This window comes from Pseudomonas sp. S3_A03 (assembly GCF_054668275.1).
On sequence record NZ_CP162753.1, the window covers coordinates 280,482 to 298,491 of the forward strand.

Consider the following 18,010-nt stretch of genomic DNA (forward strand, 5'->3'; position numbering starts at 1 on the left):
ACAGTGAAGCATTTACTTAAAGATCCCACGCTGTGGCGTGACGGTGCCTATATCGCCGGTGAGTGGCTGACCGAGACGCCGCACGGTCACTACACGCTGCGTAATCCGGTGGACCAAACGGTGCTGGCCGAGTTGCCGCGTTGTCGTGAAACTGAAGTTCGGCACGCCATCGACGCGGCGAATGAGGCCTTTGGCCCATGGCGTCGCCTGACGGCCAAACGCCGTGGCGAGGTGTTGCGCCGCTGGTATGAGTTGATGGTTGAACATCGGGAGGACCTTGCCACGCTGATTACCCTGGAGGAGGGCAAGCCACTGGAGGAGGCGCGGGGTGAAGTCGATTACGCGGCGTCTTTTGTGCGCTGGTTTGGCGAGGAAGCCACACGGGTGCGCGGTGATCTGATTCCGGGCGTAAAGGACACTCAGCGCATCGTGGTCCTGCGCGAACCCATCGGCGTCTGCGCGGCGATCACGCCCTGGAATTTCCCCGCTGCGATGATTACACGCAAGGCCGCTCCGGCCCTCGCGGCCGGTTGCACGATGGTGGTGAAACCGGCCAGCCAGACACCGCTGACCGCGCTGGCACTCGCCGAACTGGCGCAGCGCGCTGGCGTGCCCGCCGGCGTTTTCAGTGTGATCACTGGCAACGACACCCGCGACATTGCCGGTGAGCTTATGGCCAACCCGCTGGTGCGCAAGCTCACCTTCACGGGGTCCACGGAAGTGGGCCGGCTGCTGCTGTCGCAAGCGGCGCAGACGGTCAAGAAATGCTCCATGGAGTTGGGCGGCAACGCCCCGTTCATTGTCTTCGATGATGCTGATCTGGATGCTGCGGCTGACGGGGTGATGTTGGCCAAGTTTCGCAATGGTGGACAGTCCTGTATCGGCGCGAATCGGGTGCTGGTGCAGTCCGCGGTTTATGACGCACTGGCCGAACGCATCGTCGAGCGCATGGCACGCCTGAAGCTGGGCAATGGCCTGGAGCCGGGTGTACAAGTCGGGCCGTTGATCGATGACGCGGCGGTACGAAAATCCCAGGCGCTGGTTGATGATGCGCTGGCCCAAGGCGCTCGACTGCTGTCTGGCGGCAAGCCCCATGCGCTGGGCGGGTGTTTTTTCGAGCCCACCTTGTTGGCTGATGTGACCCATGGGATGCGGGTTGCTCGTGAGGAGATCTTCGGCCCGGTCATGCCGCTGGTGCGTTTCGACACCGATGACCAAGCCATTGCCATGGCCAACGACAGCGAGTTTGGCCTGGCCGCGTATCTGTTCAGCCGTGACGCGGCGCGTATCTGGCGCAACGCCGCGCGCATCGAGTCGGGCATGGTGGGCATCAACTGTGGCTTGATTTCAAATGAGGTCGCACCTTTCGGTGGCGTGAAGCAGAGCGGTCTTGGGCGAGAGGGATCTCACCTGGGAATAGACGAGTTCCTAGAGGTTAAATACCTCTGCTGGGATGGCTTGGAAAGCGTGTAAACAACCGTCGTTAAAGGCCGGTGGACGGCGGTTCGTGTGAGCCGTCGTTCATCGGCTTTTGTATTTGTTCTGCCGCAAAGACAGGCACTCCGAGCAATGCCCCCGGCTTACCTGCGAGACCCATCGCCGCCAGCGATACCTCGGATTGTGCAAAGCGATTTCAGCGCTGATAGCCGATTCGATAGTCTCGTGGCTGATCCGGCATTTTTCGTCGGCATTCCATGTTGCTGCGGCATTGACGCGATGACGCCGCAGCGCTCGTCGGTGCGCCATGCAATGTCTGCCCGAGTGAATAAGAATAATTAGGAGAGCGTGATGATTGCAGCAGTCAACAAGGTCCTGGTGATTGGGGGAGGGTTCTCCGGTATGACCGCGGCTATCCAGCTCGCCCGCCAGGGCGTCGAAGTGGACCTCGTCGAAATCGATCCATTGTGGTGTCCTTTGGGGGCGGGGATTACGCTCAGTGGGCCCACGCTGCGAGCGCTTGATACGGTTGGGATTCTGGAAAGGGTCGCCGGGGAAGGGTACCTGTCGACCAATTTCGATGTATTTTCACCGGCGGGCGACCTGATCGTGCAATTGGCGCTTCGACCGCCGGTCAGCGATAAACCGATTCCCTGTGGTGGCGGCATCCTGCGCCCGGTGCTGGCTCGAATATTTGCCGACAGGACCCGGGAAGTGGGGACCCGTGTGCGCCTGGGCATCACCTACGACAGCGTCATCGAGCATGACGATGGCATTGATGTGTCTTTCACTGACGGGACCACTGAACGCTATGACCTGGTCGTCGCCGCTGACGGCGTGCATTCGCGCACGCGAAAGGAGTTTTTCCCGGAAGCACCCTCGCCAAAACCCATTCATCAGAGCGTCTGGCGCGCGGTGCTGAAGCGTCCGCCGGAAATCGTGCGCCCCACTCATTGGCTGGGTCGCACCAAGGTTGGCGTCAATCCAATCTCCGAAACGCACATGTACATGTTCCTCATGGAAAACCGCGAGTTTTCCGAGTGGATCGACCCGGCCAGTTGGCCGGGTGAAATGGCGCGCCTGCTGAGTGAGTTTCCAGCCCCGATCCTGCAAACGCTGGTGCCGCAACTGTACGAGGCGGGCGCCAATATCGACTATCGTCCGCTGTCCAATCTGTTGGTGCCGTTGCCCTGGCACAAGGGCCGAATCGTGCTGATCGGAGACACGGTGCATGCCACCACACCGCACCTGGCTTCCGGGGCTGGCATCGGTATTGAGAGCGCCATCGTGCTTGCCGAAGAGTTGCTCGGCAATAGCAATCTACAGACGGCCCTGAGCCGGTTCGAAACGCGGCGCTGGGAGCGTTGCCAACTCGTGGTCGAGAACTCCGCGCGTCTGTGCGAGATAGAGAAAAGTGGCGGGGACAAGGAAGAGCATGCGCAGATCATGCGTGAGTCCACTGCGACGCTGGCTGAGCCTATCTGATTGATTGCGACCCTGCTGGATGAGAAGGGTCGCGCTTCTGGTCGTTAGGAGCAGTGATCGAAAATAACGACCTCTTTGACGTAAGCGAAAAAAGACGCCGACGTCAGCGCCACGCCGTCCTCGGCAAGTTTTTGAAACAGCGCTCGCTGATACTGCCGAAAGGTCGAAAAATCCGCTTCATTTTCAAACCACAGGCTAGAGGCGCCTTCGTATACGGCGATGTTTGGCCCGAAATAGGCCGTCACCTTGTCACCCTCGGGCAGATACCGGGAGCGAACATACCGGCGTAGGGCGTTCTGGAAGTCGGGCTGTTCGCGGGTAATGCTCTCGTGAGCTGCGTCCCAAGCGTCGAAAAAACGATCGAGCGCCATGGATGGATTTTTCTTCAGCAGGATCATCACTTTCCATGGGAGAGGCGCTGTAGCGGTGCTAGCCGTCTCCGCTTCATCCATCAATTGAGCGAGCTGCTCGGAAAGGTCAGCGAAGTTCTTTGCATCAGGGCCCACGGTTTGCTGGGTATAGGGATCGCTGAAGGTGCGAATCAAGCCTGGCACGTCTTCAAAAAACAGCTCCGTAATGGAGTCTTTGTGGAAGGACTGTGCGTAGGCACTGTCGGCGTCAACCCCGAAAGCCGCGTCGATGACATGGTTCTGCACGTACCGTTTGACGCCTAACGGTTTGGCTTTAGCGATTTCTCCGTGGGTGTGCTCTACATAGTTTATAAACTCGGCATGCGTCATTCCTGGTTTTCTGCGTACAGCGGCTAGGATTTTGATCATGAGGCGTTCTCGCTATTGGCAGGGTTAACGGATCTTTGACTTAAATGCACTTTAGTGCGTCGTTATTCATCTGATTGTTTTTCAACACCCAAATATAAGGCCGTGGATATCCCGCAAACCAATCGGTATTCGTGCTGGTAGGTATCGCGCAAAAACATGGTCAAAGGCGGGACGATGCAGACCAGGGGGCGTGACGCAAAGCAAAGGCGTGTTACTGACGACGGTTTACTGCTTTGTTGTCAGTTGGAGCATTCTCAACGTGATCAAACAAACACCGTGGCGTGTATTTGTTGGATACTCCTCCGGCCAGGCGCTATGGTCGGGCTGATGCTCGGACGAATCACGGGTTGGCAAGGCCAAGCTCTGAGGCCCTGATCCAAGCGACGATCAGTCCAGTGTGTTGTCAATGGTGGCGTTAGGAATATTTTAATGGTGAGTTCCAATTCACCCCGGTCGATGCAGGATTTCAGTCAAAACCTGCGCCTTCTCTGCGGGTACTATAAGTCGGTGGCGATGGTGTGCCGCTCCCTCGATATCAACCGCCAGCAGTTCAACAAATACTTGGGCGCGCAGGCGGCTCCCTCGCTCTTCACCCTTCGTAAGATATGCGCCTTTTTTGGGGTAGATGAGGACGAGATCTTCTCCGAACATGAGTCCTTCCGGGCTTTGCTCAGCAGGCAGCGCGCGGCGCGCGAGCCGGACAGCGCGGTACCGGCCGATTTTTTTCCAAGCTCCGCACAGGCGCTGTCGAAGTATCAGGGTTACTACTTTGTCTATTTGATGTCGCCCTCCGGGTCTGGCGAAGTCATTAAGTCGATTACCCGCTTGTCCCGTTCCGGCAACAAGATCCTCAGCAAAACCTACGAACGAATGAGGTTAGGTGATGACCAACTGAAGAGTTTTGGCATCAATAAATATCGGGGGTTCTGCTTTGCTTCATCCGATCTGATTTACATCGTCGAGCGTGAGTACCTATCGTCTCGAGGCTATATCTGGTCGGCGCTTTACCCCTCCTATCGCAGTCGTTTCCGCTTTCTCAATGGCTTGGTGCTCGGCGTATCGGGCGACAATTTTCGCCGTCCTTTTGGTGCTCAGATTGTGTTTGAACATCTGGGCGAGTCGATTGATCTGCGTAACGCACTCTCCAGTTGCAGCTGCTTCCCGATTGATTCCCCTGAAATCCCCAGCGAGGTGAGGGCGCGGCTGCTGATTCGCCCATCCGAGGGTGAGTTCAACCTCGTTCCGCCGTTGTTCTGACTCAGCTTTAAAAATAGACGCTAGGTGACGCTTTCAAGCGTCATCAGGCGTTATTTTTTTAGCGCTCGCGAAATTGAGCTGGCCGTGAGGCAGATGAATAATGGGTCACACCGCTTAACAGGCAGTTTCACGAACGGCCAAACACGTCGTTCATTCCAGCTGGATTAACGCCTGCTCGTGCAAGTGACCCGCTGCGCCCATCATAAAAATAAGAGGAACATCGATGAACTTCAAAAGAACCTTGATGGCAGGGTTGATGGCGCTTTCCATTACCGCGCCGTTGACCAGTGGCTTGGTGTGTGCGGCAAACAATACCTTGGTTGTCGCTGATCGAGCCTCTTTCAAGGATTGGGATCCAGCCTCGGCGTTTTCGGAAGAGGTGCGGGTGCTGGGCAATATCTACGAGACGCTTCTGGTCTATAACGCTCCGGGCAGTGCCGAGGAGTTTTCCCCTGGGCTCGCCACGTCCTGGGAAAGCAGCGACAACGGCAAGACCTGGACCTTCAAGCTGCGGCACGGCGTTAAGTTTCATGACGGTTCGGCGTTCAATGCCGCAGCGGTCAAAAAATCCATCGACTACGTCAAAGCGCTAAAACAAGGCGCTGCGTATGTATGGAAAGCGCTGGATTCCATCGAGGTCCTCGCTGACGACACGGTAGTGCTCAAGTTCCAGAATCCCACTCCGGCCAATCTGATCGCGGCAGGTCAATACGCTGCTTATATCATTGCCCCGGCGGCGGTGGATAAGGGGCATGACTGGATGATGGCTCCCAACGCTATCGGCACCGGCCCCTATAAGCTTGGCCAGGTTGAACAAGGCCAGCAAGTGGTACTCGAACGTTTCGATGGCTACTGGGGAGGCTGGAAAGAAGGGCAATTCGATCGGGTCATCGTAAAAGTCGTATCGGAAGCCTCTACACGTACCCAGATGATCAAAAATGGCGAGGCCGGTGTCGCCTGGGATATCCCTCTTGATCAGCTCAAGGTGTTGGGAGAGAACCCCGCCATCAAGGTGAGCACCGCGCCTTCGTGGAAGAACTTCCAGTTCTTGATCAATACCCAGAAGTACCCTACGGATAACTTGGCATTTCGTCAGGCGCTGCAATATCTCTGGGACTATGAAGGTGTCACCAACGATATTTTGCACGGCTACGGTAGTGTGTCCAAGGGGCCTTTACCCACCAGTATCTGGGGGCATGCCAGCGTGCCTATGGCTTCCTACAATCTGGATAAAGCCCGCCAATTATTGGAGGCCTCTGGCGTACCCAAGCAGGACTGGAAGGTCTCGATGCAGTACATCAGTGGCATCTATGCAAACGCCGCTGAGCTGTTCCAGGCGACGGCGTCTCAGGTTGGCGTAGAAGTGGAGTTACGCCCCGGTGAGTGGGGGGTGATCTGGGATAAGGCGAAGAAGTTGGACACCGCTCCCAACCTGCAATCCATGGCTTGGTGGCCAACGTATCCGACGCCCAGCGATTGGCTTTTCAGTGAGTTTCATACAGAGAGAACTACGCTGTTCAATCTGTCTCACTACAGCAACCCAAATTTTGATCAGTTGATTGAAGAGGCGCTGGCGCTGGAAGGCAGTGATCGGGCCCAGTCCACGGAAAAATACCAGCAGGCCCAGCAACTGCTGGTCAAGGACGCTCCTGCGATCTGGTACGCCGATGTGCAGCAGATACGTGTCTCCCGCAAAGACATCAAGGGCATGGAAAAGAGCCTGAATCCCGCTTATGAGGCAATTCTCTACTACAACTTGAATCGCTGAATGCTGAGTTGTTTGTGATGAAGTTGTAGGTGTAGGCCTGAGTTGCCCTGTAATCCGATAGTCGGTTGATTCGCCTGGTCATTCCTCAAGAGTTAATTCGCTTTGAGGGCTTTATGCTGGGCGTAAGAAGTCACGGCCAAGTTTATTAGCCACAAAAGGTAGTATAAATGGCGAAGTATATAGCCCAGCGATTGATAGTGATGTTCTTCATTCTTCTGGGCGTGTTGACCATCACCTTCGTTTTGAGCCGAGCGCTTCCCGGATCCCCGGTAGAGATGATGTTGGGTAACCACCCCACGGCGGAGCAGATTGCCGTCGCGCGGGAAAAACTGGGGTTGGATAAACCTCTGCCGATTCAGTATTTCAATTACATCGGCGCCCTGCTGCAAGGTGATTTTGGCACCAGTCTGCGCACCGGGCGGCCTGTGGTAGAGGAGGTGGTCAGGCGGGTTGGCGCGACGTTCGAACTGACATTCCTGGCGATGTTCTGGGTGGTGGTGCTCGGGGTTCCTATCGGTGTCATTTCAGCGGCGCGACAGAACTCAGCGATCGATAATGTGGCGCGGGCTGGGTCCATCGCCGGGACGGCATTTCCCGTTTTCATCCTGGCCATGGGTTTGCAGTTGCTGTTCTACGGCAAGCTCAACTGGTTGCCCCTGCAAGGCCGTATCGATGCTTCCATTCTGCTCGATAGCCCCTTTGAGCGTGTGACCGGTTTTTACCTGATCGACACGCTGCTGGCCGGTAATTTCACAGCGCTGTGGAGCGCCATCAAACACCTGACGCTGCCCGTGCTTACCCTGGTCACCGTGACCTTGGCCACTGTCACCCGGATCACCCGCAACATGATGGTGGAGGTGCTCTCCGAGGAGTACATCCGTACGGCCGTTTCTTACGGCGTGCCCAAGTGGCGTATCCATTACGCCTATGCACTGAAGGCGACAATGATTCCGCTCCTGACCGTGGTGGGCCTGACCTTCGGTTACCTGCTTGGAGGCGCAGTCGTTGTCGAGTTCGTTTTCGATTGGCCCGGCCTGGGTGGCTTCGTGGTGTTTTCGATTGCCCAGAATGATTTCCCCGCCGTGATGGGGGCCACCCTGGTGCTGGCCACGACCTATCTGTCGATCAACCTGATTGTTGATCTGTTGTATCACCTTGTTGATCCGAGGTTGCGAGTCCAATGAGTATCCAAGACGTATCCCTGGCCATGCCCTCGCGAGCCCCCTCATGGCGCATCAAGGCCCTGGCGTTTGCCTGCGATAACAAGTTGTTTGTATTCGGCGCGCTGTTATTGCTGCTGATCATCCTGGCGGCCATCTTCGCCCCCTGGCTCGCGCCTTATGAACCGAACAAGATTGTCTTTTCCCAAAAATTAATGGCGCCCAACTGGGCACACTGGATGGGCACGGACGAGTTTGGTCGCGACATTCTTTCTCGGGTGCTTTATGGCGCACGCACCTCGCTGATCATTGGAGTGAGCGTGACGTTGATCGCGATGCTGATCGGAATTCCGATTGGGCTTGTTTCCGGCTACTTCGGCGGTCGAATCGATACGCTGCTGATGCGCGTCTCAGACGTGTTTCTGGCCTTTCCACCGCTGTTGTTGCCGATCGCTATTACCGCTGCGCTGGGATCGGGCTTGGCCAACGCCATGCTGGCGCTCGCAATCTCGTGGTTCCCTTGGTACGCGAGGATCATGCGTGGCGCGGTAGTACGGGTTCGCTCGGAGACCTATATCCATGCCGCTCGTTCCATGGGCGTCAGTCACTGCCGCATCTTGCTTCGCCATGTACTGCCCAATTCCACCACACCGGTGATCGTGCAGGGCTCCATGGACTTTGGCTACACCATTCTCGCTGCTGCCTCGCTGAGCTTTATCGGGCTGGGGGCCAAACCGCCCATGGTGGAGTGGGGGCTGATGGCCGCGGCGTCGCGCTCGCAATTGCTCGAAAATCCCTGGACGGTGCTGTTTCCCGGCGTGGCGATTTTTGTCCTGGTGCTGGCCGTCAACCTGGTGGGTGATGGGCTGCGCGATGTGCTCGATCCAAAGAAGGGGATGCGCTGATGATTAACGAATCCTTGCAACCTTCTACGCTCGAACAGCTCGCCGCTTCGAAAAACGATGCAGCTCAAGACCTGGTGCTGGAAGTGGAAGGGCTGACGGTGTCTTTCCCAGGTTTGTTCAAAACCGTGAAGGCCGTACGCGGCATCGACCTCAAGGTCAGGCGCGGTGAGATCCTCGGGTTGGTCGGGGAGTCGGGCTCGGGCAAGTCCATGACGGCCATGTCCTGCCTGGGATTGATGCCTGAGGCCGCTCGGCTGGGCGGCAGTGTCAAAGTCGCCGGACAGCAGGTCAACGGTGCGTCGGCGTCGCAGCTGGCGGATTTGCGCGGCGGTGGCGCGGCGATGATTTTTCAGAATCCGATGAAGGCGCTCAACCCGTTCTTCACGGTCGGGCGGCAGATGTTCGATGTCATTGGCTGCCATCGGCGATTGAGCAAGGCGCAAATCCGCGCCGAGGCGCTGAGTTCGCTGGAAGCGGTGAGCATGCCCGATCCCACTCTTGCGTTAGGCAAGTATCCGCACCAGATGTCTGGCGGTCAGTTGCAGCGCGTGGTGATTGCCATGGCGTTGGCCTGCCGACCGAAACTGCTGATCGCCGATGAGCCGACCACGGCGCTGGACGTCACTGTGCAGGCGCAGATCATCGCCTTGCTGCGCAAGCTCGCGCAGGAGCAGGACCTGGCGATCCTGTTTATCACCCACAACCTTGGCGTGGTGGCTTCGCTCTGTGATCGAGTGGCAGTGATGTACGCCGGCGAAGTGGTGGAGAGCGGTCCGGTGGGCCAGGTGTTCAAGCGACCCGCGCATCCCTACACCCTGAAATTGATGGGCACCGTGCCAAAGCTGGGGCAGGATCCCAGCCCCTGGGCTTCATCCCCGGGCAGGTGCCGAACATGGCGGCTCCTCCGCCTGGCTGTGCCTTCAATCCACGTTGTGAACGCGCCACTGGACGATGCGCTCAGGCTGCGCCGAGGGTAGAGATAGGCGAGGAACACTGGGCGGCTTGTCACAACACGTCGGTCAAGGTGTGAGGCTTCTTTGAAAGGTAAACGGCTATGAACAACAACAAACAGCCCGCGCTGCTGAGCGTCACTCAGCTGCACAAGACCTACGCCAGCCGCGACGGCCTGGTGACGGCCATCGATCACATCAGCCTGGAGGTGCAGGCCGGTGAGACGGTCGCGCTGGTGGGGGAATCCGGTTGTGGCAAAAGTACGGTGGCCGCGACCTTGCTCGGTCTGCTGCCAGCCGACAGTGGACAGATCCTGGTCGAAGGTCGGCCGCTGCCTACTGATGCCAGGGCGCGGGGCAGGAGCTTGAGCATGGTGTTCCAGAATCCCTATGCCTCGCTGAATCCGAAAATGACCATCAAGGCAATTGTTGCCGAGCCGCTGAAGGTTGCCTTTGGCTTGAGCGGCAGCGCCTTGCGCGCGCGCATTCTCTCGCTGTTGGCAAATGTGGGGATGGGCGAGGAACACATGGAGCGCTATCCCCATGAATTCTCCGGCGGCCAGTTGCAGCGTATCGCTATCGCCCGGGCCCTGGCGCTGGAATCAAAACTGCTGGTCCTCGATGAGCCTACGGCGGCGCTCGACGTGTCGGTCCAGGCCCAAGTGCTGCAATTGCTCAAGACGCTGCAGGCCGACAATGGCCTGAGTTACCTGTTCATTAGTCACGACCTTGCGACGGTCGAGTACCTGGCGCAGCAGGTGCTGGTGATGTACTTGGGGCGCATCGTTGAGGCCGGCCCCGTGGAGCGGGTGTTCGGTCGACCGCGTCATCCCTACACCCGTGCGCTGCTCAATTCGGTGCCCTCCATCGACCCGGAACGCCGTGACCAGTTGCAGATCCTCAGCGGCGAAATCCCCAGCCCCTTGAACCGGCCTAGCGGTTGCCACTTCGCGCCCCGTTGCCCGCGGGTCAGCGAGCGTTGTCGCCGAGAGGTGCCAGCCGAGACCCAGGATCACGGCCATCGCTTTTCCTGCCACCACCCTCTGAACGATGAGAGCTGAACCCCTATGTACAATAAAAATGACATGACCGCTCCAGGCATTGGCTACCAGGATTTAAGGCTGATGCAGGGCTATCCGCCGCCCCGGGAGAAGCAGATTGGCCTGCACAACTGGGACAGCCCGCCCTATAACCGCTGGTCGTTCCAGCACATGAGCCAGCTGTTTCCCGTGGCCGCTATTCATCGCGGTCCCGGGCCAGTCAGCGAATTCAAGCGCAACGAGCGCTCATTGGACGACGTACGTTTCCAGCGGGTCGACGGCGGGCAAACCGATCTGGCGACTTTCCTGACCGACAGCTACACCGATGGTTTCCTGGTACTTCATCAAGGCAAGGTGGTTTCGGAGCAGTATTTCAACGGCATGCAGCCGCACACGTTGCATCTGCTGCAATCGGTCTCCAAGACCGTCATCGGCAGCCTGGTCGGTCGGTTGATCGGCCAGGGCAGGATCGATCCCCAAGCGCCTGTCAGCCACTATGTGCCCGAGCTTTCGGCAAGCGGTTATGGCGATGCCCGGGTGCAGGATCTGCTGGATATGCGCACGGGCGTGAGATTCAGGGAGGACTACACCGATCCGGATGCCGAATTCATTCAGTTGGATATCGCCTCGGGTTGGCGCGAACGGGGAGAGCGAGAGTCTCCCGATAGCATTTATGGTTTGTTGAAATCGCTGGGTAAAGACCGTGAGCATGGTCAGTTCTTTGAGTATCGCTCGGTGGATACCGACATGTTGGCCTGGGTCTGTGAGCGGGCCTGCGGCGAGCGGCTCCCCGTTTTATTGAGCCGGGAAATCTGGTCAAGACTGGGGGCAGAACAAGACGCGAGTATCACCCTCGATGGTGTTGGAACTGCGTTGGCCGATGGGGGGATGAGCGCCACGCTGCGTGATCTCGGGCGCTTTGCCCAGATGTATTTGCAGGGTGGACATTTCAATAGCCAGCAGATTGTCCCAGAGACGTTTGTGCGTGCATGCGGACGTGGTTCCACACCCGCTTTTGAAGTCCTCTATGGCTATTACACCAAGCACTATCCGACTGCGGCCTACAGCAATCAGTGCTGGGTACTGGACAGTGAACAGGGCACTTACTCGGCGCGCGGAGTATTTGGCCAGAGTATCTATTGGGATCCGGCTGCTGAAGTGGCGATCGTAAAACTTTCCAGTTGGCCAGACTTTATCAATCCAGAGTGGACGCTGGATGCCTTCCGCGCTTGTGCCGCTGTGGTTGAAGAACTGCAACACCACTGACGCCGAAATTTAAACAACTGCGGCTTCTCAAACACCGTTTAGCCCGCTAGCACCTGGACGCTGTTCCAGCTTCAGTCTCGGCGGGCCGTACCTATTTCATCCAGACCGCGCTTTGCCGTGGCCGGGATGGTTGTTGCCAAAAATAAAACCTAAAGATGGAGCGACCATGAACTTGAACACCACCCGGGCCTTGGGCTCATTGATTCCGCTGGCGCTGTTGGGCGCACTTTCCACACACGCGCAGGCGGTCCAGGTCACCGACAATCTCGATCTCGGCGGTGCCGTCCGGGCGCGTTGGGACTATGACCCGGATCGCGATATCCAGAAGTTCAACTTCGATACCGTGATCCTCTCCGCCAAGTACAACTCCGACACTTGGATCGGCCAGGCCAAGTACCGTTTCTACGGCCGAGCCTACCCTTACCAGTACACAGAAAACGTCGGGGACGTCCAGTTCGCCGAGTTCGCCTGGATCGGCTACAAGTTCAACCCTGCCCAGCAAATCCAGGTCGGTCTGAACCAGGTGCCGTTCGGTTTGCAGCCGTACTTTGGCAGCACGTTCTATCAAACCCTGGGGAACGTTGTGGGGCTGGAAGACGTGGAAGAACTTGGCGCCAAGTACATCCAGCAAAGTGGCGACTGGAACATCCAGGCCGGTTACTACCTTCGCCCGGCCTCGCAGGGAAAAGGCACCAGCAAGGGGGAAACCTACTCCAGCGTTGTCTCCGAAGCGGACAGCTATGTCATCGACGGCAGCAACAACCAGGAGCGCGACACCGTGGTGCTGCGGGTGGCCAAGGCGCTGGACCTGGGGCCATGGAAGTCCGAAGTCGGGATTTCTGGCCTGACCTCATCCCTGGAGAACCGCGACACCAACAACGACGGCCGGCGCAATGCCGTGGCGGTGCACTACATCGGTAAAAACGGACCATGGGGTGTGCAACTGCAAGCTGCGCGACAGCAGATGTCCCCGCGCAACCCCGGCACCGATGAACTGGTGACTTTCGGCGGTTACGACGCCACTTACAACGTTGCCAGTCGCGGCAACTTATACGTAGCGGATGTGAGCTATGACGTTGGCGGCAAGTACCTGTTCGATCAGATCAGCGGTGTACAGGTGTATGCCAATTACAGCGCCTTCGATAAATCCGCGGACGACTTCAAGACCTCGCAACGGATGATTTTCGGCACCTCGTTCTCCCTCAGCAAACTGTGGATCGCCACGGAATGGTTGTACGGCAAGAATGATCCGGTCATCGGTGGCAGCAGCCTCACGCAAAGTCTGGGGGCTGGGGGTAGTGACCAGTGGGAAAACCAGCTGTACATGAACATCGGTTATTACTTCTGATCCGGATTTTTGGCAACAACCCTAAAGTCCTTTCCCCGAGCGGGCTCGCCCACAGGTTTAGCGCACAACCTGTAGGCGAGCCTGAATTGGTCAAGTAAGTCCGGACACCGATTACGGTGTTTATGCCGCTTTTTACTCCATGGCTATTGGCGACAGTTAGCTGTTGTAGCTGTGGAGCCTGGTGCGGTTGCCTGGGTATTTAATTTGGGTTTCTACACAGCCCTTGGTTTAACGAATCCTCTTTCACTTCGAGGTAAAATCATGACGGATTTGCTTGCACAAAAAGATGTTGAAAATCACCTCCACCCTTATACGGATGCTCGACTTCATGAAGCGGATGGCCCCCTCATCATCGAGCGTGGAGAAGGAGTTCATGTATATGACAACCAAAATAAGCGATACATCGAGGCGATGTCAGGGCTATGGAGTGTAGCGCTTGGTTTCAGCAACCAACGGCTGATAGAGGCTGCCGAAAAGCAACTACGTACACTACCGTTCTATCACGTGTTTTCCAGTAAGGCACACCGTCCCAGCATTGAGCTCGCCGAAAAATTGGTGGAGATGGCTCCGGTGCCGATGAGCAAAGTGTTTTTCACCAACTCCGGCTCTGAGGCAAACGACACGGTAGTTAAGCTTTTGTGGTACCGGAACAATGCTCTGGGCAACCCCGCCAAGAAAAAGTTCATCAGTCGGCAGAACGCATATCACGGTACCACTACCATAAGTGCGAGCCTCACTGGGCTGCCGGCAAATCAGCGCGGTTTTGACGTTCCCCTGCCGGGCTTCCTGCATGTCAGCTGCCCGCACTTTTACCGATATGGTCGAGCGGGTGAAACAGAAGAACAGTTCGCCGATCGCCTCGCCCGAGAACTGGATGATCTGATCATCAAGGAAGGCTCTGAGACGGTCGCAGCGTTTTATGGCGAACCGCTGATGGGCGCAGGGGGGGTGATCGTTCCGCCGAAAACTTACTGGGAAAAGATCCAGAAGGTGTGCCGCAAGCATGACGTCTTTATTGTCGCGGACGAGGTCATCTGCGGTTTCGGTCGAACCGGCAATATGTTCGGTTGCGAAACTTTTGATATCAAACCAGACGTCATGGTTGTATCCAAACAGCTGTCGTCCTCCTATCAGCCCATTGCAGCCATATTGATTAACGATGCCGTTTACCAAGGTATTGCCGACCAGAGCCAGTCGATTGGCACCTTAGGTCATGGCTTCACTGGTAGCGGGCACCCGGTAGCTACTGCAGTCGCCCTAGGGTTTGTCTGAAAAGTCGCTTTGGCTAAGATGACGTGCTCTGGTTGCTGGGAGGGCCGTTATGGCAGGCCGATATGAAATCTCATCTGCACGTTGGGCGATGATCGAATCCATCGTTCCCCTCCTCAACGCATGGGACGCCCAAGGCGCGATGACCGTCAGATGCTTAACGGTATCTTCTGGATATTGTGCTCGGGCGCCAAATGGCGGGATCTTCCAGAGCGCTTTGGGCCTTGGAAGACTGTTTGTGACCGCTGATGACGGATTGCCCCTGTTGCGGACGGGACGCTTACCCGGTCAGCTCGCGAATTACCCAGAGCCAATGATCGTTTACGTCACAACAGCCCGGGTCAGCTAAATATTAGCAACTGGATCAATCTCGCTCCAGCGCCAACAATGGTCTTTCAGCATGGCCACGCCTACCGACACTTGGCCAATCGGTCACCATTATTCAGAGCATATTGCGATCAAGCTTTACGGCTCCGTCCGATACCCTGATGCATTCAAACACCCAACCATAGAATGCTACCTACATTTAGGCCCACTACTCCTAAGCGACAAGTCGGCTCCTCGCTGCATCGACTCTATGCAGGCGACTGGCAAACGGCTCATTGCATATGTCGCCGTTGACCTATAAAAGCAGATTGAACAATTATGCGGGATTTTTCCAATAGTACTTGGAGTACTCACGGCATGAACTAGAGTTCGTTAGCGCAATTTATATCGCCGTCAGCCCAGCGCTTGATATCACTTATCTTCGGCGATCTAGCACCGACACTCAAGATGTTCTTTGTTGTGTACAACCTGACCTGTGCTTTGTTCGCATCATGTCTTTCTATTTCAATTAGGGCGTTGTTAATCAACAGTCCTTCCGAAAGGAGCTTTTGATTGATCTCACCTTCACTGCGCTCATCGCTAAACTCGCTTAATACGATGACCGGCTTTCCTGTATATGTCTCATGTTCCAGGCATTGTCTTGCCATTAGTCTTAAGTTTCGATAAGTATCGGAGGGCGTCTTCTCGCTAATGAAGCTGCCGTCATAAGATGAATGACTACTTTTTAATTCGCTGACGGTTATAGCGCACCCGCTGATTGAGATAGAAAATAATAGTATAGGCAAGGATAAATATTTCAATTTCAACTCCATTGTTCTGGTATGGGCCCTCCGCCGGGCAGGCATCAAATCATGCTTTTTCAGTCGGAATTGTGTTTTGGAAAATCAACAGTCGCCAGGAGTCCACCCTCTGCAGATGTACTTAGCCATACGTTGCTGTTGTGCTGCAGTGCAACCGCTTTGACTATTGCGAGCCCCAGTCCGCTGCCGCTTTGCATTTGATTGGGCTCGCGAAAAAACCTATCGAAGACTCGCGCCCTTAATTCAAATGGAATGCCAGGGCCTGCATCTGAGACACGTAGCTGAGTAGATTTATCAAGTGATCGCACATCTACCTCAACGCGTCCGCCCTCAGGGCTGTACTTCACGGCATTTTCAATTAAGTTATCAATCAGCGACATAAGGCGTTCCCTGATGCCATTGATCCAGCTTTCACCATCAGAGTAGAATTCAAGTTCAATCCTACGCTCAGCCGCTAGGGGGGCCAGCGCAGCCATTTGCTCTTGTATGAGGGTCGTCAGCGGCACAGCCTCCATAACAGTGTCGATGCTTGCTTCGCTATGCATCAGCAGCAATAACTGATTGACGAGACGCGCAGCACGGCTATTGCTGCGAATAATCCCTGCAAGCAGCTCCTGTTGATTAGTGCTGCTTACATAGGACTGCAAAGCCTCAACATTGATTCGCATTGCAGCCAGGGGAGTACGCAGCTCATGAGCGGCATCTGCAATGAAAACCCGTTCCCTCTCAGAACTTGCTCGCACTCTGGCAAGAAATAGATTAGTCGCGTCCACCATTTGGCGAAGCTCTATCTGCTTTGGTCCTTCTTTTAAGGGGGAGAGATCTTCTAAAGTTCGCAAAGAAATACCATTTATCACCTTGCTCCAAGGGCGCATTGCAATACGGACTGATAGCCATGCGGGAAAAAAAGAAAAGGAATGCACACCAGCAGCGGCAATATGTAGTATCCACGAGAGTTCAGGTATATGAAGAAGTTCCAGCCTCCGGCAGGGGTAATAAGTGTTACCTCCGCGTCGGAGTTCCCTGATTTGAGAGTACGGCTATTCCAGCTGCGCCCCTCACTCTGAATGCTCTGAATTTCTCCATACCTGCTATTTGTTACTCCTGTCGGAGCACCATCAGATGAATAAATTATCTTTCTATTCTTACGAACAATGAGGCTGATTGACAGTTTGGGATCTTCACCTCCGCCATAACCTTCCTGCAATGCTTCGCTGAACTTTTCCAGCACGGTAGTGAGGTCCTGCGGGCGATCATCCATGCGCTTAACTAATGTAAGAATGGTTTCGTAAGTATTGCTACCCGTGAGCATAGAGGGGCTTCGCAAGTTCTCCCACAAAATGTAGGTCAGAAAAAGACACCAAAGCAGTGTAAGTAGTAGCATCTGGGCGAGTATAATTCGTCTTACAAGCGTTGGAGTTTTCAAGTTGAGCCAAAAATTTCGCATCAACCAATCCCTTTCTGAATTGTAGCGGTATCAATGACATACCCCACACCCCGCACCGTTCGCACATAGCCTTCGCCGATTTTGCGACGCAAATTTCCCATATGCACATCCAGCGGATTACTCATATTTTCTTTCGCGCCGAATAGCCTTTCCTCCAGAAAACGTCGTGTAAGCACGCGGTCAGCGCGCATCATTAAAATTTCAAGCAGGGCGTATTCACTTGCCGTTAAATCAACATTACGTCCACTAACTGTCACGCGACGAGTCGGCATATGAAGAAATAATCCTCGAATTTCTATCACCTCATTTTGAAAACCGTAACTGCGTCGGGCCAGTGCTCTCACCCTAGCCAACAACTCGGCGAGAACAAATGGTTTTACCAGATAGTCGTCTGCACCCGCATCGAGCCCACACAGGCGATCTTGCAGAGTGCCTCTTGCAGTCAGGATGATGACGGGGATCCCCCTGAACTGCTGACGTAAGCATGCTACCAGGCTCATGCCGTCACCGTCGGGCAGTCCGAGGTCGAGTAGCACAAGTTCTGGCACGCAGACATCGAGCTGATGCAACGCATCTACTTTTCGGCGAACCCATATGACATCTAACCCTTGATCTGCAAGTGCGATACGAACGCCATTGCCGAGATCCAGGTCGTCTTCGATTAGGAGAATTTTCACAATAGTTACGTTATCAAAAGTGAATGAAGAACGTCTGAAGAAAAAATATATTAGGAAATCTATTATGATTTGTCTGAAAAGTCTCTTTGGCTAAA

General features: G+C 55.7%; 16 protein-coding genes and 2 pseudogenes. 13 read left to right on the top strand and 5 right to left on the bottom strand.

The window, feature by feature from the left end; translation table 11 throughout:
* The first annotated feature begins 3 nt into the window (after positions 1-3).
* Both AB4O25_RS01325 and AB4O25_RS01330 read left to right on the top strand, forming a co-directional pair.
* The gene (locus AB4O25_RS01325; protein ID WP_460149218.1) at positions 4-1,473 is read left to right on the top strand and encodes an NAD-dependent succinate-semialdehyde dehydrogenase; all 1,470 of its coding nucleotides are present in this window, start codon (positions 4-6) and stop codon (positions 1,471-1,473) included.
* A 315-nt stretch (positions 1,474-1,788) separates the two neighbouring features.
* The gene (locus AB4O25_RS01330; RefSeq protein ID WP_460150320.1) at positions 1,789-2,922 is read left to right on the top strand and encodes an FAD-dependent oxidoreductase; all 1,134 of its coding nucleotides are present in this window, start codon (positions 1,789-1,791) and stop codon (positions 2,920-2,922) included.
* Between the two features lie 44 nt (positions 2,923-2,966).
* Here AB4O25_RS01330 and AB4O25_RS01335 read toward each other — a convergent pair whose 3' ends face one another.
* Positions 2,967-3,701 (bottom strand): EthD domain-containing protein, encoded by a 735-nt coding sequence (locus AB4O25_RS01335; protein WP_042727883.1) that lies wholly within the window; start codon positions 3,699-3,701, stop codon positions 2,967-2,969.
* A 429-nt stretch (positions 3,702-4,130) separates the two neighbouring features.
* On the opposite strand from AB4O25_RS01335, the gene AB4O25_RS01340 reads away from it, so the two are divergent.
* From AB4O25_RS01340 to AB4O25_RS01390, 11 genes and pseudogenes are all read left to right on the top strand, one after another.
* Positions 4,131-4,958 (top strand): helix-turn-helix domain-containing protein, encoded by an 828-nt coding sequence (locus AB4O25_RS01340; RefSeq protein ID WP_042727882.1) that lies wholly within the window; start codon positions 4,131-4,133, stop codon positions 4,956-4,958.
* A 223-nt stretch (positions 4,959-5,181) separates the two neighbouring features.
* Positions 5,182-6,726, top strand: coding sequence for an ABC transporter substrate-binding protein (locus AB4O25_RS01345; protein WP_460150322.1), 1,545 nt, complete (start codon positions 5,182-5,184; stop codon positions 6,724-6,726).
* Between the two features lie 167 nt (positions 6,727-6,893).
* On the top strand, positions 6,894-7,910 hold the full coding sequence (locus AB4O25_RS01350; protein ID WP_460150324.1) for an ABC transporter permease: 1,017 nt from the start codon (positions 6,894-6,896) through the stop codon (positions 7,908-7,910).
* A complete protein-coding gene (locus AB4O25_RS01355) occupies positions 7,907-8,791 on the top strand; it encodes an ABC transporter permease (RefSeq protein ID WP_460150326.1) in 885 nt (294 codons plus the stop codon). Before AB4O25_RS01350 ends, AB4O25_RS01355 begins: the two co-directional genes overlap by 4 nt.
* A pseudogene (locus AB4O25_RS01360) lies at positions 8,791-9,603 on the top strand (ABC transporter ATP-binding protein); the annotation flags it as partial. The gene AB4O25_RS01355 and the pseudogene AB4O25_RS01360, both read left to right, overlap by 1 nt.
* Positions 9,604-9,683: 80 nt before the next feature.
* Positions 9,684-9,821: a hypothetical protein gene (locus AB4O25_RS01365; RefSeq protein ID WP_460150328.1), complete on the top strand. Its 138-nt coding sequence runs from the start codon at positions 9,684-9,686 to the stop codon at positions 9,819-9,821.
* Between the two features lie 24 nt (positions 9,822-9,845).
* Complete coding sequence (locus tag AB4O25_RS01370; protein ID WP_460150329.1) at positions 9,846-10,802, top strand: ABC transporter ATP-binding protein; 957 nt, start codon at positions 9,846-9,848, stop codon at positions 10,800-10,802.
* Between the two features lie 6 nt (positions 10,803-10,808).
* On the top strand, positions 10,809-12,047 hold the full coding sequence (locus AB4O25_RS01375) for a serine hydrolase domain-containing protein (protein WP_460150331.1): 1,239 nt from the start codon (positions 10,809-10,811) through the stop codon (positions 12,045-12,047).
* A gap of 166 nt (positions 12,048-12,213) precedes the next feature.
* On the top strand, positions 12,214-13,395 hold the full coding sequence (locus AB4O25_RS01380) for a hypothetical protein (protein ID WP_460150333.1): 1,182 nt from the start codon (positions 12,214-12,216) through the stop codon (positions 13,393-13,395).
* A 261-nt stretch (positions 13,396-13,656) separates the two neighbouring features.
* Positions 13,657-14,667, top strand: coding sequence for an aminotransferase (locus tag AB4O25_RS01385; RefSeq protein WP_460150335.1), 1,011 nt, complete (start codon positions 13,657-13,659; stop codon positions 14,665-14,667).
* 49 nt (positions 14,668-14,716) lie between these two features.
* A pseudogene (locus tag AB4O25_RS01390) lies at positions 14,717-14,910 on the top strand (transposase); the annotation flags it as partial.
* 443 nt (positions 14,911-15,353) lie between these two features.
* On the opposite strand, the gene AB4O25_RS01395 reads toward AB4O25_RS01390, so the two are convergent.
* The 4 genes from AB4O25_RS01395 to AB4O25_RS01410 form a co-directional block, all read right to left on the bottom strand.
* On the bottom strand, positions 15,354-15,791 hold the full coding sequence (locus AB4O25_RS01395; protein ID WP_460150336.1) for a hypothetical protein: 438 nt from the start codon (positions 15,789-15,791) through the stop codon (positions 15,354-15,356).
* Positions 15,792-15,850: 59 nt separating this feature from the next.
* Positions 15,851-16,648, bottom strand: coding sequence for a sensor histidine kinase (locus AB4O25_RS01400; RefSeq protein ID WP_460149119.1), 798 nt, complete (start codon positions 16,646-16,648; stop codon positions 15,851-15,853).
* The gene (locus AB4O25_RS01405; RefSeq protein ID WP_460069304.1) at positions 16,645-17,103 is read right to left on the bottom strand and encodes a hypothetical protein; all 459 of its coding nucleotides are present in this window, start codon (positions 17,101-17,103) and stop codon (positions 16,645-16,647) included. The genes AB4O25_RS01400 and AB4O25_RS01405 overlap by 4 nt, the downstream gene beginning before the upstream one ends.
* A 134-nt stretch (positions 17,104-17,237) precedes the next feature.
* Positions 17,238-17,915, bottom strand: a complete 678-nt coding sequence (locus AB4O25_RS01410; RefSeq protein ID WP_017530590.1) for a response regulator — start codon at positions 17,913-17,915, stop codon at positions 17,238-17,240.
* Between the last annotated feature and the right edge of the window lie 95 nt (positions 17,916-18,010).